This window comes from Pseudomonas sp. 10-1B (assembly GCF_000935045.1).
Lineage (GTDB): Bacteria > Pseudomonadota > Gammaproteobacteria > Pseudomonadales > Pseudomonadaceae > Aquipseudomonas.
Window position 1 is genome coordinate 1 of sequence record NZ_JYKS01000032.1, and the last position, 17,869, is coordinate 17,869.

General features: G+C 64.1%; 13 protein-coding genes. 2 read left to right on the forward strand and 11 right to left on the reverse strand.

All coding sequences use genetic code 11. From position 1 onward, the window contains the following. Positions 1 to 4,789 (forward strand): NEL-type E3 ubiquitin ligase domain-containing protein (locus tag TZ03_RS17815; protein ID WP_051099529.1); only part of this gene is annotated, 4,789 nt, incomplete at its 5' end. 56 nt (positions 4,790 to 4,845) lie between these two features. On the opposite strand, the gene hutG is transcribed toward TZ03_RS17815, so the two are convergent. The 7 genes from hutG to hutC all read right to left on the reverse strand — a co-directional run bounded on the left by hutG (position 4,846) and on the right by hutC (position 13,293). Continuing rightward, positions 4,846 to 5,649, reverse strand: a complete 804-nt coding sequence (hutG, locus tag TZ03_RS17820; RefSeq protein ID WP_051099530.1) for an N-formylglutamate deformylase — start codon at positions 5,647 to 5,649, stop codon at positions 4,846 to 4,848. 10 nt (positions 5,650 to 5,659) lie between these two features. Beyond that, positions 5,660 to 6,865, reverse strand: a complete 1,206-nt coding sequence (gene hutI / locus TZ03_RS17825) for an imidazolonepropionase (protein WP_051099531.1) — start codon at positions 6,863 to 6,865, stop codon at positions 5,660 to 5,662. Positions 6,866 to 6,880: 15 nt separating this feature from the next. Continuing rightward, a complete protein-coding gene (locus TZ03_RS17830) occupies positions 6,881 to 8,284 on the reverse strand; it encodes an amino acid permease (protein ID WP_051099532.1) in 1,404 nt (467 codons plus the stop codon). Positions 8,285 to 8,441: 157 nt separating this feature from the next. Continuing rightward, complete coding sequence (hutH, locus tag TZ03_RS17835) at positions 8,442 to 9,974, reverse strand: histidine ammonia-lyase (RefSeq protein WP_051099533.1); 1,533 nt, start codon at positions 9,972 to 9,974, stop codon at positions 8,442 to 8,444. A gap of 107 nt (positions 9,975 to 10,081) precedes the next feature. Continuing rightward, positions 10,082 to 11,755 (reverse strand): urocanate hydratase, encoded by a 1,674-nt coding sequence (hutU, locus tag TZ03_RS17840; RefSeq protein WP_051099534.1) that lies wholly within the window; start codon positions 11,753 to 11,755, stop codon positions 10,082 to 10,084. Between the two features lie 258 nt (positions 11,756 to 12,013). After that, entirely contained in the window at positions 12,014 to 12,586 is a 573-nt protein-coding gene (locus TZ03_RS17845; RefSeq protein ID WP_051099535.1) for a HutD family protein, read from the reverse strand. After that, positions 12,583 to 13,293, reverse strand: a complete 711-nt coding sequence (hutC, locus tag TZ03_RS17850; RefSeq protein WP_177328482.1) for a histidine utilization repressor — start codon at positions 13,291 to 13,293, stop codon at positions 12,583 to 12,585. The genes TZ03_RS17845 and hutC overlap by 4 nt, the downstream gene beginning before the upstream one ends. 142 nt (positions 13,294 to 13,435) lie before the next feature. Between hutC and TZ03_RS17855 the strand changes: the two genes are divergently transcribed. After that, positions 13,436 to 14,800, forward strand: a complete 1,365-nt coding sequence (locus tag TZ03_RS17855; RefSeq protein WP_051099537.1) for a formimidoylglutamate deiminase — start codon at positions 13,436 to 13,438, stop codon at positions 14,798 to 14,800. A 209-nt stretch (positions 14,801 to 15,009) separates the two neighbouring features. On the opposite strand, the gene TZ03_RS17860 is transcribed toward TZ03_RS17855, so the two are convergent. From TZ03_RS17860 to TZ03_RS17875, 4 genes are all read right to left on the reverse strand, one after another. Beyond that, complete coding sequence (locus TZ03_RS17860; RefSeq protein WP_051099538.1) at positions 15,010 to 15,582, reverse strand: lipocalin family protein; 573 nt, start codon at positions 15,580 to 15,582, stop codon at positions 15,010 to 15,012. Then, positions 15,579 to 15,833, reverse strand: a complete 255-nt coding sequence (gene bamE / locus TZ03_RS17865; protein WP_051099539.1) for an outer membrane protein assembly factor BamE domain-containing protein — start codon at positions 15,831 to 15,833, stop codon at positions 15,579 to 15,581. Before bamE ends, TZ03_RS17860 begins: the two co-directional genes overlap by 4 nt. Before the next feature lie 209 nt (positions 15,834 to 16,042). Then, positions 16,043 to 16,639, reverse strand: a complete 597-nt coding sequence (locus tag TZ03_RS17870; RefSeq protein ID WP_051099540.1) for a DUF924 family protein — start codon at positions 16,637 to 16,639, stop codon at positions 16,043 to 16,045. 3 nt (positions 16,640 to 16,642) lie between these two features. Further along, complete coding sequence (locus TZ03_RS17875; RefSeq protein ID WP_051099541.1) at positions 16,643 to 17,653, reverse strand: class 1 fructose-bisphosphatase; 1,011 nt, start codon at positions 17,651 to 17,653, stop codon at positions 16,643 to 16,645. Positions 17,654 to 17,869 lie beyond the last annotated feature (216 nt).

Here is a 17,869-nt window from a genome sequence, read left to right on the forward strand (position 1 = left end):
GTATACCGCCGCCCTGACCACGCCACTCGATCAGCCGCCATCGGCCAGCTCGGCGGTAACCTTCAGCTTGCTTGACTTGTGGGAGGCCGAGCTGACCGGTGTCGTACTGCTTGATCTGCATAGCGCAGGGCAACAGGCCGTAGCACTGTATATCCCCGAGGACAGCACAACGCCACTCAAGGAGTTCCCCGACCTTCACGCCTTGCAGGCCGAGTTGCGCGACCGCCTTCAGACCAATATCGGCTATTTGGACAAGCACCTCGCAGAACGCGACAAGGCAATGATAAGTGCCCGCCTCAGGGAACGGCTCACGCCACTGAACTGGAGCGTGCGCGGCATCCTGGAACACATTGCCGACCCGCATGCCGCCTTGCACCCGGTTGCAGCACGCTTCAGCCACGCGTTCCAGGGTGTGATGGCTTTCCAGAAAGCCCAGCGCCATGAAAAGGATGCCCTGTTCCACGCGGTCCCTACCGAAATCGTCGACCGGCGTACGGCCAAGGCCCACCTGGAGTTGATTGCCGGGCGCGGGTTGATGGCCTTGAACATCGCCGGTTTCTTCGTGCCCGGTTTGGGAGAGTTCATGCTCGCCGTGTGCGTGGCACAACTGGCGGCCGAGGTGTATGACGGCATCGAAGCCTGGGAAAACGACGAACGGGACACCGCGTACACCTACATGGTCGATGTGATCGAGAACGTGGCGATCATGGCCGCCCTTGGCGCCGCAGCCAGCGCCTTGAAAGGCACCAACAGCGGCGACCCTGGCGGCGTCGAGGAGCCGCCGCTGGTCGAAGATCCCGACGATGAACGGCCCGCAGTCGAACGCATCCCGGTGGAGACGCCTTCCTTCATCGAAGAGCTGGAAGACGTCGAAACAGCCGATGGCGAGGTTCACTTGTGGAAGCCTGACCTTGCGCCCTACCGGAGCAACCAGGTGCTGCCAGCCGGCCTGGAGGCGGACGAGCTCGGCCTTGTTCAACATGATGGCAGGCAGTGGCTGACCCTACCTGGAGAGCACTATATCGTCGGGCGAGCACCTGCTACGGGCGAATATTGCATCCAGCACCCTCAAGACCCGTACCGATACCAACCGCCGCTGCGGCATAACGGCGCCGGCGCTTGGCTGCACCGGGCAGATGACCCACTGAGCTGGTCGGGGCTCGAACTGCTGCGGCGTATTGGCCACCTGAGCGCCCACTTCGACGACCAGACTCTACAACGCCTGGTCGCAGTCAGCGGTAGCCGCGAAGAGGCACTCCGCCGGGCCTTGACCGAAAGCCAGCGGCTGCCGGCCTTGCTGGAAGATACCCTGCTACGTTTCAAGCTGGACCAAACCATTCGCCTGCGTCTCACCGGCGGCACGCAGCCGTCCGGGTTCAGCGCTGCTTACGCTGGCCTACCTCATCAACTGGAGCCGGGCGCCGCAACCATCCAGCAGGCCTACCCGCGCCTGCCGGCCGCTGTCGCCAATGAACTGGCCCGCGCCGCAAGTACCAGCGAATTGCAGGTGCTCGGCACCGGCAAGGTGCCACTGCGCCTCGGCGAGGAAATCCGTGTTTACCAGCAACAGATTCGACTGACCCGTGCCTATGAGGGGCTGTACCTGTGCAGTGAGCCAAACTGGGATACCGATCGGCTGATCCTGCATACACTCGCCAGCTTGCCGGGCTGGCCAGCCGAAACCAGGGTCAAACTACTGCAGCACCTGTCGTGGCCTGCCCAGGAACATGCGCTAGGCCCGCTGGATAGTCCACCCCATACCATCACCCACGCCGAGGCGGGCTACATCGTCCACGACGAACGCCAGCCGGATGCCCTGATCGTGCCCCATCCAAGCCTCTACGCCGCACTGTACGAGGTACTTCCAGCAGTCATGATCCGACTGGGTGTCGCCGATGAGCAAGCGCTGCAACGACTGATACAGGACAGCCCCTTGTTGCCCCGCCCGGCCCTGAGGACTGTACTCGGGATGCAGCCTGTACGCCCCGGCTACCGTTCGCCCATGCGCTTGGCCGACGGGCGCCTTGGCTACCCGTTGGGCGGCGGCCGACCACGCGCCACCAGTATCTCCCGGCAGACATTGCTGAGTTCGATTCGCCAGGTTGGCCAACACGTGGGGGTGCCCAGGCCAGCCGAACATCTGCTGACAGCGCTGGAAAACCGTAATCTGAACCGTAGCCAGATCAATGACATGCTCAGGGGCCTGCTGGAGCAACGCGACCAATTGCAGAGCAGACTGGACGATTGGCGCCAACTGGCCGCACTGTCGCCAAACCAGAGTCCGCATGACCTGGAGCGCTCGCTGAATGCTATTACGCAGCACTGGTACGACAATGCCTTGCGCAACAGCGCAACCCCCTCGCCTCTTCGGCTGGAGCGCCTGTCATTGCTGGACTTTCCGCTCTTGTTGCCAGCGTTCTTCAGCGCCAGCGTCACTGACCTGTGCCTGATCGAAACGCTGCCGGAAAACTATGAGGGGTGGAACCAGCACGGCCCGCAGTTGAGCAGCCTGCTTCGCCAGTTCGCCAACCTAAGGTCGCTGGAGGTCACTCGCGCCTACCACGCTGATGCTTTGCCCTCACCCTTCCAGTTCAGCCTGCCGGTGATTGCCGAACATTTGCCAATGCTCGAATCGCTCAGCCTGATCAACCAGAACACCTCGTTATCCTCGACCGATATCGATAGCCTGGTCGGCCTGACCCGTTTACGCCGGCTGGACCTCAGCGGCAACCGACTGTCCGAGCAGTATCCACCACATTTCAACCAACTGACCCTGGACTACCTCGGCCTCGACAACATGGCGCTGGACCATTGGCCAGAAGGGCTACAGACCGAAACCGTGACCCGTGTACGCCACATTGGCCTGCGCTACAACCATATCAGGGTGCTACCACGGTTCTTGAGTGACAGTCAGCTCCCGCCCGCCGAGCAGGCCCTGGTCTCGCTGCAGGGCAACCCGATCTTCGACGATGATCTGCTGCGAGTCGTCCTCAGCGAGGATGGGCGCGCTTCGCGCTTGGAAATTGACCAGTCAGACGCATTCCGGACACGCCTGGCCGGCTTGCTGGATCAACGCCAGGAGCTACGCGACAGCATCGACAACTATGTGAATGCTTCCAGCTCGGCCGCCCCGGTCACCCAAGCCATGCTGGCTAGCAGAACCCGTATCGCCGCCGAACTGAACGCGTTCTGGCATTACCAGGAAACAGGACTGTCCCGCGCTGCATTGCGCCTGACCGACTTCTCCCTCGAACTATTCCCGCGGTCCTTGCCAAGCTTTTTCACCGAACGCGTGCATAACCTGGTACTGGAGCGGGTCAGCGGCTCGACTGCACAGCTCGAAGTGTTGCTGGCACGCTTCCCTGGGATCACGCGCCTGACCATCGACAACTACCAACGGGCCGAGCAGACGTTGCCCAGAGCGTTGCTGTGTTTGCCTGGCCTGACAGACCTGGCCTTGCGCAGTACAGGCCTGGTGGTCGACCAATCTGTGCTCGACACACTGGGCCAGTTGCACAATCTCGGCTCGCTAGACCTTTCCGACAACCGCATGGGCACGATCACCAGCGTCCCGCCATCGCTGCGCACATTACGCCGCCTGGACCTGAACGGCATGGCGCTGGAACAGTGGCCAGCATGGGTGGACAGTTTGCTTCCCTTGGAGATGCTGGACCTCAGTGACAATCGCCTCACCGATCTACCACCCCACATTCTGGCCAATCTGGACAACGACTTCCCGATCAGCTCAATCCTGCTGTTCAGCAACCCGCTGACCGAGGACACAGTCGCCAGAGTGCGCACATCGTCAGAAAGCCAGCGCAGCTTTACCTTCGCCATCGACCCATTTGACAGCCTGAGCGACTCATCGGGAGAGGACGAGGCCGTCGGACACTTCCACCTTCCTTATCTGGACCCCGCTGCCGACGTACCCAAGGTGGAAGACTGGCTGCTTGCCTCAAACGTAGAGAACGAGGGCTTGAGAAGTAGCTGGGCGGCCCTTCAGTCGGGCGGCTCGGCAGGAAACCTCCTGGCACTCATAGGTCGTCTGCGCAACTCGGCCCCCTACCTGAATGGCAAAACCCGCGCGGCATTCTGTGCGCGGGTGCGTAAGGTGCTGGTCAGCGCCTTAGTCAACCCGGACGATCTTGCCCTGTTCAATCATCACGCCAGCGAAGCGCTGCTACGGGAAGACGGCGAACAGACCTGCCATGACGGTGCATTGCTGGTTTTCCAAAATATCGAGTTGTACATCGCCAACCAGCGCCTGCAGATCGATGCCGCGGATACCGAAGCCAACCTCTACCGAGAACTGCGTCGCCTGTACCGCTTGCAGGCACTGGATGAGATTGCCGAACGCGAAGCTGCCGGACGGGATGAAGCGGAGTTGCGCCTTACTTACCGTCGGGAACTGAACATTTCGCTGGACCTCGGGCAACCGTATGACCCCTTGCTCTACGCGATCAACGCCTCAATGGATGAGCTGGCTTCGGCAGAGTTGCAGGTCCAGCGCGGCGAGCTGGGTGAGGACTTCCTGAACTTTGCCGCTGGCAACCACAGGTGGGTCCAGCACTTGCGCCAAGCCCATGCCGATCGCTTTGCAGAAATCGAGCAGGCCTACCAGGTACAGGTATCCGAGCTTCCAGATCAGTACCCGGAACAGCCCATCGATGCGCTGGAGCAACAGTTCAGAGCGCTGGAGCGTAACAAGCGGGCGCGCGAGTCGCGTCTGATTCACGAGCTCACCTCCTTGGCCGACCCTGATCGCCGGCCACGCTCGGCTACCGAGTAGCCCAGGCAGGCTGCGCGGTGTCCGGGCAGGACGCCGCGCAGGCATGCACAGGGAGGTTAACGGCCGTACCGCTCGCGGCCCCATGCCAGCAATGCTTCAAGCAGTTTGCGCAGTACCTCCTGCGTCGGCTGGGCAAGGTCCTTGCGGTAAGCGAAGGGCTCCCGCTCTTCCATGTAGGTGTGTTGTGCCAGCTCCAACTGCACAGCGTGAATATGCTGGGCCGGATTACCATAGTGACGGGTGATGTGGCCGCCCTTGAAGCGCCCGTTGAGGACGTGACTGTAGCCCTGGGCGGCAGCACACACGCCTCGCAGCCGCTCGGCCAGCTCCGGTTCGCAGCTGGCGCCGTTGAAGGTGCCCAGATTGAAGTCCGGCAGCTTGCCATCGAAAAGGTGCGGGATCAGCGAACGGATAGAGTGGGCGTCCCACAGCAGGGCGTAGCCAAACTGCTGACGTAGCCGGTCCAGCTCGCTCCGGATCGTGTTGTGATAAGGGCGCCAGATCGCTTCCAGATAGGTCTTGCGCTCTTCGGCGGTCGGCTCCAGCCCCTCCTTGAACAGCGGCTCGCCATCGAACAGTGTGGCCGGATACAGGCCAGTGGTGGCGCCGGCGTACAACGGTTTGTCGTCATCCGGGCGGTTCAGGTCGATGACGAAGCGCGAATACTCCGCCGCCACCACGCTGACGCCCATGTCGCGGGCGAAGTCGTACAGCTGTGGGATATGCCAGTCAGTGTCCGGCAAGCTGCGCGCCTGGTCGACCAGGCCGTCGCGCACGGCGTCGGTCAGGCGCAGGCCGGCGTGGGGCATGCTGATCAGCAACGGCAAACGACCCTGGTGGAAACTCAGTACCTTGTCCATCTTGCCTCACTCAATTGGAAATCTCGTGGCCCTTGCGCACCACGCGCTTGGGCAGGTCACCGCCCAGCCAGTAGGCCAGGTCGGCAGGGCGCTCGATTTGCCAGGCGACGAAGTCGGCCACCTTGCCAGCCTCCAGCGAGCCATGGCTGTCGCCCAGGCCCAGCGCCGTGGCGGCATGCACGGTGACGCCGGCCAGGGCTTCTTCCGGGGTCATGCGGAAACAGGTGCAGCCCATGTTCAGCATCAGCCGCAGCGACAAGCCTGGCGAGGTGCCGGGGTTGAGGTCGCTGGCCAGGGCAATCTTCACCCCGTGGCGGCGCAACGCGTCCATCGGCGGCAGCTGGGTTTCGCGCAGGAAGTAGAAGGCGCCCGGCAACAGCACCGCGACCGTGCCGGCCTCGGCCATGGCAATGGCGTCCTCCTCGGTCATGAATTCCAGGTGGTCGGCCGACAGCGCCTGATAACGCGCCGCCAGGCTGGAACCATGCAACGACGATAGCTGTTCGGCGTGCAGCTTGACCGGCAGGCCCAGCTCGCGCGCCTTGATGAACAGCCGCTCGACCTGGGCCGGGGAGAACGCCAGGTGCTCGCAGAAGGCATCCACCGCGTCCACCAGGCCTTCGGCGGCCAGGGCCGGCAGCATTTCGTCGCAGATGTGCGTGATGTAGTCGTCGGCCCGGCCGGCGTACTCCGCTGGCAAGGCGTGGGCAGCCAGGCAGGTGGCACGCACCGTCAGCGGCAGCTCGTCGGCCAGGCGCCGGGCCACGCGCAGCATCTTGCGCTCGTTGGCCAGGTCCAGGCCGTAGCCGGACTTGATCTCGAGCGTGGTCACGCCATCGCGCATCAGCGCCTGGACCCGCTGGCGGGCACTGGCGAACAGCACGTCCTCGCTGGCCGCGCGGGTGGCCCGCACGGTGCTGGCGATGCCCCCGCCCTGCGCGGCGATTTCGGCATAGCTGACACCCTGCAGGCGCTGCTCGAACTCGCCGCTGCGGTTGCCACCGAAAACCGCGTGGGTGTGGCAGTCGATCAGCCCCGGGGTGACCCAGGCGCCGCCCAGGTCCACCGTGCGGTCGGCCGCGACCGGCGCCAGCTCGGCGCGTGGGCCGATCCACTCGATCAGCCCGGCGCTGGTGACGATCGCCGCGTCCTCGATGGCCGAGTAACGGCCCTCGGCCATGGTTGCCACATGGCAGTGCTGCCAGAGGGTTCTCATACGCAATCTCCTGTACTAGCGGTGCAGCTCGACCGGCTCCGCTGCCGGTTTGCCCTGCCCTGTCCGCGGCTTGCACCACAGCAGGTAGGACGCTACCAGGAACACCACCCAGACCACGCCGACGAGCAACGCTGCCTGGGTATCCGGGAAGTAGCCGAGCACACCAAAGATGAACACCATGAACGCAATGGCCATGGCCGGGCCATAGGGCCAGAACGGTACCGGGAACTGTAGCTGGGCCACCTCGTCACGGCTCATGCTGCGGCGCATGGCCACCTGGGTGAGCAGGATCATCAGCCATACCCACACGGTGGCGAAGGTGGCGATCGAGGCGATCAGCAGGAACACGTTCTCGGGGATCAGGTAGTTGAGCAGCACGCCGATCAGCAGCGCGGCGCCCATCACCAGCACGGTCATCCACGGCACGCCGTGTTTCGACAGCTTGCTGAAGCCGCGCGGGGCGTGGCCTTGCTGGGCCAGGCCATACATCATGCGGCCGGCGCCGAAGATGTCGCTGTTGATCGCCGAAATCGCGGCGGAAATCACCACGATGTTCAGCACGGCGGCGGCAGAGCCAATTCCCAGGTTGCTGAAGATCTGCACGAACGGGCTGCCCTGGCTGCCGATTTGCGGCCAAGGGTAAAGGCACATCAGCACGAACAGGGTGAGCACGTAGAACAGCAGGATGCGCAGCGGCACGGCGTTGATCGCCTTGGGGATCACGCGCTGCGGGTCCTTGGCTTCACCGGCGGTGACGCCGATGATCTCGATGCCGCCGAAGGCGAACATCACCACGGCGAACGAGGCGATCAGGCCGCCGACGCCATTGGGCATGAAGCCACCGTGCTCGACCAGGTTGCTCACGCCCACGGCATGCCCGCTACCCACCTGGCTGAAGCCGAAGGCCATGATGCCCAGGCCAGCCAGGATCATGGCGACGATGGCGCCGACCTTGAGCAGCGACAGCCAGAACTCCATCTCGCCGAACACTTTGACGTTGCACAGGTTGAGGCCGCCGATCAGGAAGACGATGCCCAGCACCCAGATCCAGCGGGCCACTTCCGGGAACCAGAAGCCCATGTAGATACCGAAGGCGGTGACGTCGGCGATGGCGACGATGACCATTTCGAAGGCGTAGGTCCAGCCGAGGATGAAGCCGGCCATGGGGCCGAGGTAGGTGCTGGCGTAGTGGCCGAAGGAACCGGTCACCGGGTTGTGCACGGCCATTTCACCGAGGGCGCGCATGACCATGAATACCGCGGCGCCACCGATCAGGTAGGCCAGCAGCACGGCCGGGCCGGCCATCTGGATGGCCGAGGCGGAGCCGTAGAACAGCCCGGTGCCGATGGCGGAACCGAGGGCCATGAAACGGATGTGGCGGGCACTTAGCCCACGCTTGAGACCTTGAGCTTGTTGCATGTCACGTCCTTGAGTTGTTCTTGTGGTCGTGAGATCGAAGGGGGCTGCCTTGCAGCCCAATCGCCGGCAAGCCAGCTCCCACAGGGAATAGTGTGTTGCACCTCCTCTGTGGGAGCCGGCTTGCCGGCGATTGGGCCGCATGGCGGCCCCAGGGGCATTACAGGCTTGGCAGCACACCGGCCGGCAGCAAACCGGTCAGGCTACCCTTGGCCAACAGTTCCACGGCCTTTTCAATGTCGGGCGCGAAGAAACGGTCACGGTCGTAGTGCGGCACTTCGCTGCGCAGCGCCTGGCGCGCCTGCTCCAGCTTGGCCGAGGTTTTCAGGCCCTTGCGCAGGTCCAGGCCTTGGCAGGCGCCCAGCCATTCGATGGCCAGCACGCCACGGGTGTTTTCGGCCATTTCCCACAGGCGCTTGCCGGCAGCCGGGGCCATCGACACATGGTCTTCCTGGTTGGCCGAGGTCGGCAGGCTGTCCACGCTGTGCGGGTGCGACAGCGCCTTGTTCTCGCTGGCCAGGGCGGCAGCGGTGACCTGGGCGATCATGAAGCCAGAGTTGACCCCGCCGTTTTCCACCAGGAACGGCGGCAGCTGGGACATGTGCTTGTCCATCATCAACGAGATGCGGCGCTCGCTGAGCGAGCCGATTTCGGCGATGGCCAGGGCGATGTTGTCGGCAGCCATGGCCACCGGTTCGGCGTGGAAGTTACCGCCGGAGATCACGTCACCTTCGGCAGCGAACACCAGCGGGTTGTCCGACACGGCGTTGGCTTCGATGCCCAGCACTTCGGCGGCCTGGCGCAACTGGGTCAGGCAGGCGCCCATGACCTGCGGCTGGCAGCGCAGCGAGTATGGGTCCTGGACCTTGTCGCAGTTCTTGTGCGACAGCGACACTTCGCTGGAGTCGCCCAGCAGGTCACGGAAGCAGGCGGCGGTGTCGATCTGGCCGCGCTGGCCACGCACTTCGTGGACGCGCGCATCGAACGGCGAGCGCGAGCCCAGCGCGGCTTCGACGCTCAGGCCACCGCAGGCGATGGCCGCAGCGTACAAGTCTTCGGCCTGGAACAGGCCGCGCAGGGCATAGGCGGTGGATGCCTGGGTGCCGTTGAGCAGGGCCAGGCCCTCTTTGGCGGCCAGGGTCAGCGGTTCGAGGCCGGCGACGGCCAGGGCTTCGGTGGCAGGCAGCCACTGGCCCTTGTAGCGGGCCTTGCCTTCGCCCAGCAGCACCAGCGACATGTGCGCCAGTGGCGCCAGGTCACCGGATGCACCCACTGAACCTTTCAGTGGGATGTGCGGATAGACTTCGGCATTGACCAGGGCGATCAGCGCGTCGATGACTTTGCGGCGGATGCCGGAGAAGCCACGGCTGAGGCTGTTGATCTTCAGCACCATGATCAGCCGCACCAGGCTGTCATCCAGCGGCGCGCCGACACCGGCGGCGTGGGACAGCACCAGCGAGCGCTGCAGGTTTTCCAAGTCGTGGCTGGCGATGCGGGTCGAAGCCAGCAGGCCGAAACCGGTGTTGATGCCGTAGGCGGTGCGGTCTTCGGCAATGATCTGCTCGACGCAGGCGACGCTGGCATCGATCGCTGGCGCGGCGCTGGCGTCCAGTTGCAGGCGCACGGGCGCGGCGTGGATCGCGCGCAGCTGGGCCAGGGTCAGGGTGCCGGGCTTGAGGGTAAATTCGGTCACTTCGCTACTCCAATCGCGTGGAGCCGCAGGCCCGTCTGTGGATGCCTGCGTGCCCCTTCTTGTTGTTCAGTATCACCCCTTGCAGGGTGCGAGCCAAAGCGTGGCGATCAGCCGGTGATCATCGGCAGGTCCAGGCCCTGCTCCTTGGCGCAGTCGATGGCGATGTCATAACCGGCATCGGCGTGGCGCATCACGCCAGTCCCCGGGTCGTTGGTCAGGACGCGGGCAATACGCTCGGCGGCTTCATCGGTGCCGTCGCAGACGATGACCATGCCCGAGTGCTGGGAGAAGCCCATGCCCACGCCGCCACCGTGGTGCAGCGATACCCAGGTGGCGCCGCCAGCGGTGTTCAGCAGGGCGTTGAGCAGCGGCCAGTCGGACACAGCGTCCGAGCCATCACGCATGGCTTCGGTTTCGCGGTTGGGGCTGGATACCGAGCCGGAGTCCAGGTGGTCGCGGCCGATCACCACCGGTGCCGACAGCTCGCCGCTGCGGACCATTTCGTTGAAGGCCAGGCCCAGTTTGGCGCGCAGACCCAGGCCAACCCAGCAGATACGTGCCGGCAGGCCCTGGAAGCTGATGCGCTCACGGGCCATGTCCAGCCAGCGGTGCAGGTGGGCGTCGTCGGGGATCAGCTCCTTGACCTTGGCGTCGGTCTTGTAGATGTCCTCGGCATCGCCGGACAGCGCCGCCCAGCGGAACGGGCCAATACCGCGGCAGAACAGCGGGCGGATGTAGGCCGGCACGAAGCCGGGGAAGTCGAAGGCATTGGCCACGCCCTCTTCCTTGGCCATCTGGCGGATGTTGTTGCCATAGTCGAAGGTCGGGATGCCCTGCTTCTGGAAGTCGAGCATGGCTTGCACGTGCACGGCCATCGACTGCTTGGCGGCCTTGACCACTGCAGCCGGCTCGGTCTGCGCGCGGTCGCGGTACTGTTCCCAGGTCCAGCCGGCAGGCAGGTAGCCGTTCAGCGGGTCGTGGGCGCTGGTCTGGTCGGTGACCATGTCCGGGCGCACGCCGCGCTTGACCAGTTCCGGCAGGATTTCGGCGGCGTTGCCGTGCAGGGCAATGGAGATGGCCTTGCCTTCGGCGGTGTACTTGGCGATGCGTGCCAGAGCGTCGTCCAGGTCAGTGGCCTGCTCGTCGACGTAGCGGGTTTCCAGGCGGAAGTCGATGCGGCTCTGCTGGCATTCGATGTTCAGCGAGCAGGCGCCGGCCAGGGTCGCGGCCAATGGCTGGGCGCCGCCCATGCCGCCCAGGCCAGCGGTGAGTACCCACTTGCCTTTCAGGCTGCCGCCGTAGTGCTGGCGACCGGCTTCGACGAAGGTTTCGTAGGTGCCCTGGACGATGCCCTGGCTGCCGATGTAGATCCAGCTGCCGGCGGTCATCTGACCGTACATGGCCAGGCCCTTGGCGTCCAGTTCGTTGAAGTGCTCCCAGTTGGCCCAGTGCGGTACCAGGTTGGAGTTGGCGATCAGCACGCGCGGGGCGTTGCTGTGGGTCTTGAACACGCCGACCGGCTTGCCCGACTGCACCAGCAGGGTTTCGTCATCTTCCAGGCGGGTCAGGGTTTCGACGATCTTGTCGTAGCAGGCCCAGTTACGCGCGGCGCGGCCGATACCGCCGTACACCACCAGTTCTTTCGGGTTTTCCGCGACCTGCGGGTCGAGGTTGTTCATCAGCATGCGCAGTGGCGCTTCGGTCAGCCAGCTTTTGGCGGTCAGCTTGTTGCCACGTGGGGCACGGATTTCAACGTCACGGTATTTGTTGTTGTCGGTCACGGAAAAGGTCCTCTGCGGTCATGCGCGGGCGGGGATGTCGTGGTCAATATACAAACACACCTTTACTTGTATGTACAAGCATGGACAACCAAAATATTCGCAGCTTTCCGCTGGACGGCTGAAAAAGCTGGGGCCGCTTTGCGGCCCTATCGCGACACAAGGCCGCTCCCACAAGGGACCGCGTCAGCCAGAGCATGCGCGGTCCCCTGTGGGAGCGGCCTTGTGTCGCGATAGGGCTGCGCAGCAGCCCCGGCTATCTCAACGTGAAATGAGTTCGATCAGACAGCACCGCCCCTGCACATCCAGCCCCAGCAACTCATCGTTGCCCTCCAGCCGCAGGCAGTCATACAACCCCAACCGCTGCGTCTCATGCCCGGCCATTGCCACTTCAACCTGATTGCTCGCGGCAAACAGCAACAGCGTCGAAGCCGAGCTATACAACCGGCTGGTACCATCCAGCCACTGCAACCGCGCGCGATAACGCTGCGGTGCATAGATCAGGTTGAAATCGCGAATCGCCCCGCCCAGCAGCTTGCAGCTGACCTGGCTCTCACCGCTGAAGGCGAAGGCATCGAACGCCAGCAACGGCCGGCTGGCCTGGCCGTCGACCAACAGGCGCATGCCGTCGCCCTGCAGCACGGTGATGATCCGCTGGTAGCCGGCGAAGGTGGAAAAGCCGCCGGACTCCTCGATATCGGCAATCGACAGGCGCCAGCCAAAGCCTTCCAGACCCTCGCCACTGTCGCGGGTAATCTCTTCGGTGAAACCGCCACCGTTCTTCCACGGCATGCGCGGGTAATCCTGCGCACGCAACAACTGCAACTGGCTCATTTACTGAAACGTCCTTCCAGGCGATGACGGGAACCGGGGTGGATCAGCCGCGCAGCGGTCACCGGCTGGCGGCCGGACCAGGTGCGACGGCGGATCAGCAGGCAAGGTTCGCCCCGCTCGATCTGCAACAGTCGGCACTCTTCCGGCTCGGCCAGAATCGCCTCGACCACATGTTCACCCTCGGTCAGCGGCGCCACCTGGGACAGGTAGGCGTAAGGCGTCTGCCGGGTGAAATCCTGCTTGAGGTACTCCGGGGCAATGGCGGCGTTGACGTAGCGGTCCTCGATCTGCACCGGCACACCGTTCTCGAAATGCACGATCAGCGAATGGAACACCCGCTGGCCTTCGCGCATATCCAGGGCCAGGGCCCGCTCGGAACCGGCCGCTTCCTCGGTAAGGGTGATCACCTGGCAGCTATGCTGGTGGCCACGCGCAGCAATTTCGTCGGCAATGTTGTTGACCTCGAACAGCGCCGAACGGCCCTTGGGCTCGGCCACGAAGGTGCCGACCCCCTGCATGCGCACCAGCAGGCCTTCGGCAGTCAGTTCGCGCAGCGCGCGGTTGATGGTCATGCGGCTGAAGCCCAGCTCGCTGACCAGCTCGCTCTCCGAGGGAACCCGGTGATGCGGCGGCCAGCTGCCGTTGTCGATCTGTTGGATGATCATCTGTTTGACCCGGGCATACAGCGGCGCCGGGCCCTCGCCCATCTGGGCAACCAGCGCGGAGACAGGAGGTGTCGGCACGGCGTTGAGTCCTTTGCAATGGAATGAGCGGTAGCTTGCCGCAGTTTACCCGGCAGGCAAACACCTGTATATGTATATACAAGTTAACAATAACAGGATTTCACCGATGTCCGCCTACTTCGCCGAACGCGCCCTGCTGCCTACGGGCTGGGCCAGCCATGTCCGCATCGAGGTCGCCAGCGACGGTCACGTGGCCCGTATCGAGCCGGGTGCTTCGGCCGAAGGCGCCGAGCGGCTGGCCGGGCCGCTGCTGCCCGGCATGCCCAACCTGCACTCGCATGCCTTCCAGCGCGCCATGGCCGGCCTGGCGGAAGTCGCCGGCAACCCCAACGACAGTTTCTGGACCTGGCGCGAGCTGATGTACCGCCTGGTCGGCCAGATCAGCCCGGAACAGCTGCAGGTCATCGCTCGCCAGCTGTACATCGAGATGCTCAAGGCCGGCTACACCTCGGTGGCGGAATTCCACTACGTGCACCACAACCAGGCCGGCAAGCCTTATGCCGACCCAGCCGAACTGTCCCGGCGCATCAGCGCGGCCGCGGCCGACAGCGGCATTGGCCTGACCTTGCTGCCGGTGCTGTACAGCCATGCCGGGTTCGGCGGCCAGGCACCGAACGACGGGCAGCGGCGCTTCATCAACTCCAGCGAACAATACCTGCAATTGCAGGCGCAACTCGCCCCCGTGCTGGCCGCGCAACCCGCGCAACGACTGGGCCTGTGCTTCCACTCGCTGCGGGCGGTGACGCCGGGGCAGGTCGCCGAGGTACTGGCAGCCAGCGACAAGCAATGCCCGGTGCATATCCATATCGCCGAGCAGCAGAAGGAAGTCGACGACTGCCTGGCCTGGAGCGGCCTGCGTCCGCTGCAGTGGCTGTACGAGCATGTCGAGGTGGACCCGCGCTGGTGCCTGGTCCACGCCACCCACGCCGAGCCGGACGAAGTCACCGCCATGGCCCGCAGTGGCGCGGTGGCCGGGCTATGCCTGACTACCGAGGCCAACCTGGGTGACGGGATTTTCCCGGCGGTGGACTTCCTGGCGCAGGGTGGACGCATGGGCATTGGCTCGGACAGCCATGTGTCGCTGAGCGTGGTGGAGGAGTTGCGCTGGCTGGAATATGGCCAGCGCCTGCGTGACCAGCGGCGCAACCGCTTGTATCGCGGTGACCAGCCGATGGTTGGGCGCACGCTGTATGACGCCGCACTGGCGGGTGGTGCGCAGGCACTGGGGCAGGCGGTCGGCGAACTGGCCGTGGGCAAGCGTGCCGACTGGCTGGTGCTCGATGGGCAGGACCCTTACATCGCCATGGCCGATGGCGATGCCATCCTCAATCGCTGGTTGTTTGCCGGCGGGGATCGCCAGGTGCGCGATGTGATGGTGAATGGGCAGTGGGTAGTGCGCCAGGGGCGGCATGCGCAGGAAGAGCAAAGTGCGCGGGCGTTTGCCGAGGTGTTGCGGCAGCTGTTGGGCTGATTGGCAGCCTGTTCCGGCCCTATCGCCGGCAAGCCAGCTCCCACCTCGATCGCATCAGCCTCAAGCCCCGTGCAGTCCAGAATCACCACAGGTCTTTAGAACTGTGCAGTACCTGTGGGAGCTGGCTCCACCTCGATCGCATCAGCCTCAAGCCCCGTGAAGTCTCTGTGGGAGCTGGCTTGCCGGCGATGAGGCCAGCTGGGCCAACCTCAGTGCATCTTGACGATCTGCTGGTCCGAAGCGCGCCAGATCAGCCGGTTGGTGTCATACCCCTGCTGCCGCGCCCTGGACAGCAAGCTCTCACGCTCCCAGGCCGCCAGCGTCGGCGTGCGCGACAGAATCCACAGGTACTTGCGGTCCGGGCTGCCGACGATGGCCGTGCGGTAGTGATCATCCACATACAGGATCCAGTACTCGCCCCGGGCCACGCCAGGCACCAGCTTGGTGAACCAGTTATCAAACTCGACCCACAGCTTGTCGGTGTGCCCCGGCTCCTGGACGCTTGCATGCCCCTCGGCGCGCAGCCATTCGTCACCCATGGTGCGGCAGCGATTGAGCACGCCAAAGGTGCCATCGGCCTTGAGGTTGTAGTGCGCCTCGGACTGTTCGCAGTCGGCCTGGTAGCGCATGGGCAGACGCGCCAGCTCGTACCATTTGCCCTGGTAGCGCTTGAGGTCGACGTTGCCAGCGGTTTTCGGCGCCAGTGGGTCGTGCACGGAGCCTGCACAACCGCCCAGCAGCAACGCCAGGCATACGCCCATCAGCAGGTATGAACGCCTCATTTGAGACCCTGCCCTGAATACATCAGCACCTTGTCAGCTGCGTACTGCACGCTGATGAAGCTCTTCTCGTCCCCCCAGGTGCAGCTGCTCATGCCCAACGCGCCAGAGCACTCGGTCGGCGTGCCGAGCAACTGCTCGACCTCGGCCTTGTTCATACCGGCCTTGATCTTGGAATAGTTTTCCTGGTTGACTTTGCTGCAGGCAGTCAGGACGACGCACAGCGACAACAGGGCGAGGGAACGCAGCGACATGAAAGGACACTCCTGGAGACGGGGTACAGGCGAGTGGCCTGCCGGGACCTTCGACGGGAAAAACCCTCCCAGGTTCCCTGCCCCACCCCCTTTACCCCTACACCATTGGTCGGATGGCCACTACTTCGCGATTAATCACAAAGCATTAATCATCGCTCAATAAAAAAGGCCGCCCCCTGTAGGAGCGGCCTTGCATCGCGATAGCAGCCTCAGAACCGAGACCCAGGCTCGAGCAGGAAGTCCATCTCTTCGCTGGTACTAGGCCGTTCCAGCACCAGGTTACGGTGCGGGAAGCGCCCGAACCGGGCGATCACCCGCTGGTGCTGCTCGGCATAGTCGAGGAAGCCTTCGAACAGCCGGCGGTTGGCCTCGGGCTGCTCTTCCAGCAGTACCTGGTAACGCTCGACGCACAGGTTCTGCCAGTCCAGCACCTCGGCATGCTCCAGCACCAACAGCACGAACACCCGCTGGATCGGCAGCAACTGGTAGTCCCAGCCCTTCTGCAGGCCCTGCATGGCCACCACCTGGGCCCGCCGGTCGCCTTCGAAGGCGCGCGGCGTGTCGCGGTAGATCATGCGCGGCAGCTGGTCCAGCAAGATCAGCAGCCCCAGCCAGCCCTGCGGGCTTTGCTGCCACTCGTCGAGCCCGCCCGCCAGGGCATGCTCGACCAGTTCGCCAAACAGCGCCTGGGCCTCGGCATCGTGATGCTTGCCGAACCACAGCGTACTCTTCTCGTCAGCCACGGCCTGGGGACTGGTGCCCCAACCGAACCACCACTCCAGCAACGGCTGCCAAGGTGCGAGCATGACTTACTCCTTGTGATAGGCGGTGACGCGCTCGACCTCTTCCTTCGAGCCGAGGATTACCGACACGCGCTGGTGCAGGCTTTCTGGCTGAATGTCGAGGATGCGATCGTAACCGTTGGTGGAAGCGCCGCCGGCCTGCTCGATGATGAACGACATCGGGTTGGCTTCGTACATCAGGCGCAGCTTGCCCGGCTTGCTCGGCTCGCGGGCGTCACGGGGGTACATGAACAGGCCGCCACGGGTCAGGATGCGGTGCACATCGGCCACCATCGAGGCGATCCAGCGCATGTTGTAGTTCTTCTTCAGCGGGCCGGTCTCGCCTGCCAGCAGTTCGCCCACGTAGCGCTGTACCGGGGCTTCCCAGTGGCGCTGGTTGGACATGTTGATGGCGAACTCGGCGGTGCTTTCCGGCACGCGGATGTTCTCGTGGGTCAACACGAAGCTGCCCAGCTCGCGGTCCAGGGTGAAGCCCTTGACGCCGTTGCCCAGGGTCAGAATCAGCATGGTCTGCGGGCCGTAGATGGCGTAACCGGCGGCGACCTGCTGGGTGCCTGGCTGCAGGAAGGCCTTTTCGTTCAGGGTTTCGTTCTGGCTCAGGTACTCGTTAGGGCAACGCAGTACCGAGAAGATGGTGCCGACCGAGACGTTGACGTCGATGTTGGACGAGCCGTCCAGCGGGTCGAAGACCAGCAGGTAGGCGCCTTTCGGGTACTTGCCCGGGATCTGGTAGGCGTTGTCCATTTCTTCGGAGGCCATGCCGGCCAGGTGGCCGCCCCATTCGTTGGCTTCCAGCAGGATATCGTTGGAAATCACGTCCAGTTTCTTCTGGACTTCGCCTTGCACGTTTTCGGTGCCCATGCTGCCCAGCACACCACCGAGGGCGCCTTTGGACACGTGATGGCTGATTTCCTTGCACGCACGCGCCACCACTTCGATCAGGAAGCGCAGATCGGCAGGGGTATTGTTGCTGCGGGTCTGCTCAATCAGATAGCGACTCAGGGTAACGCGGGACATGTATGGCTCCGAACGGATTGGGGGAAGAAAAACCCCCGCAGTTTACAGGGAGAGTGGCGGGCTAGCGAGCGATGAGACTCGCCACGGCTCTCTGACGGCACAATAGGTCGGTAGTTCAGCGCGCGCCAGGCCCGGTGGTCTGGTTGTAGGCCCCTTCGCGGGCACGCCCGCTCCCACAGGTTCTGCACAGGCCTCTAGAGCCAGCAGTCCCTGTGG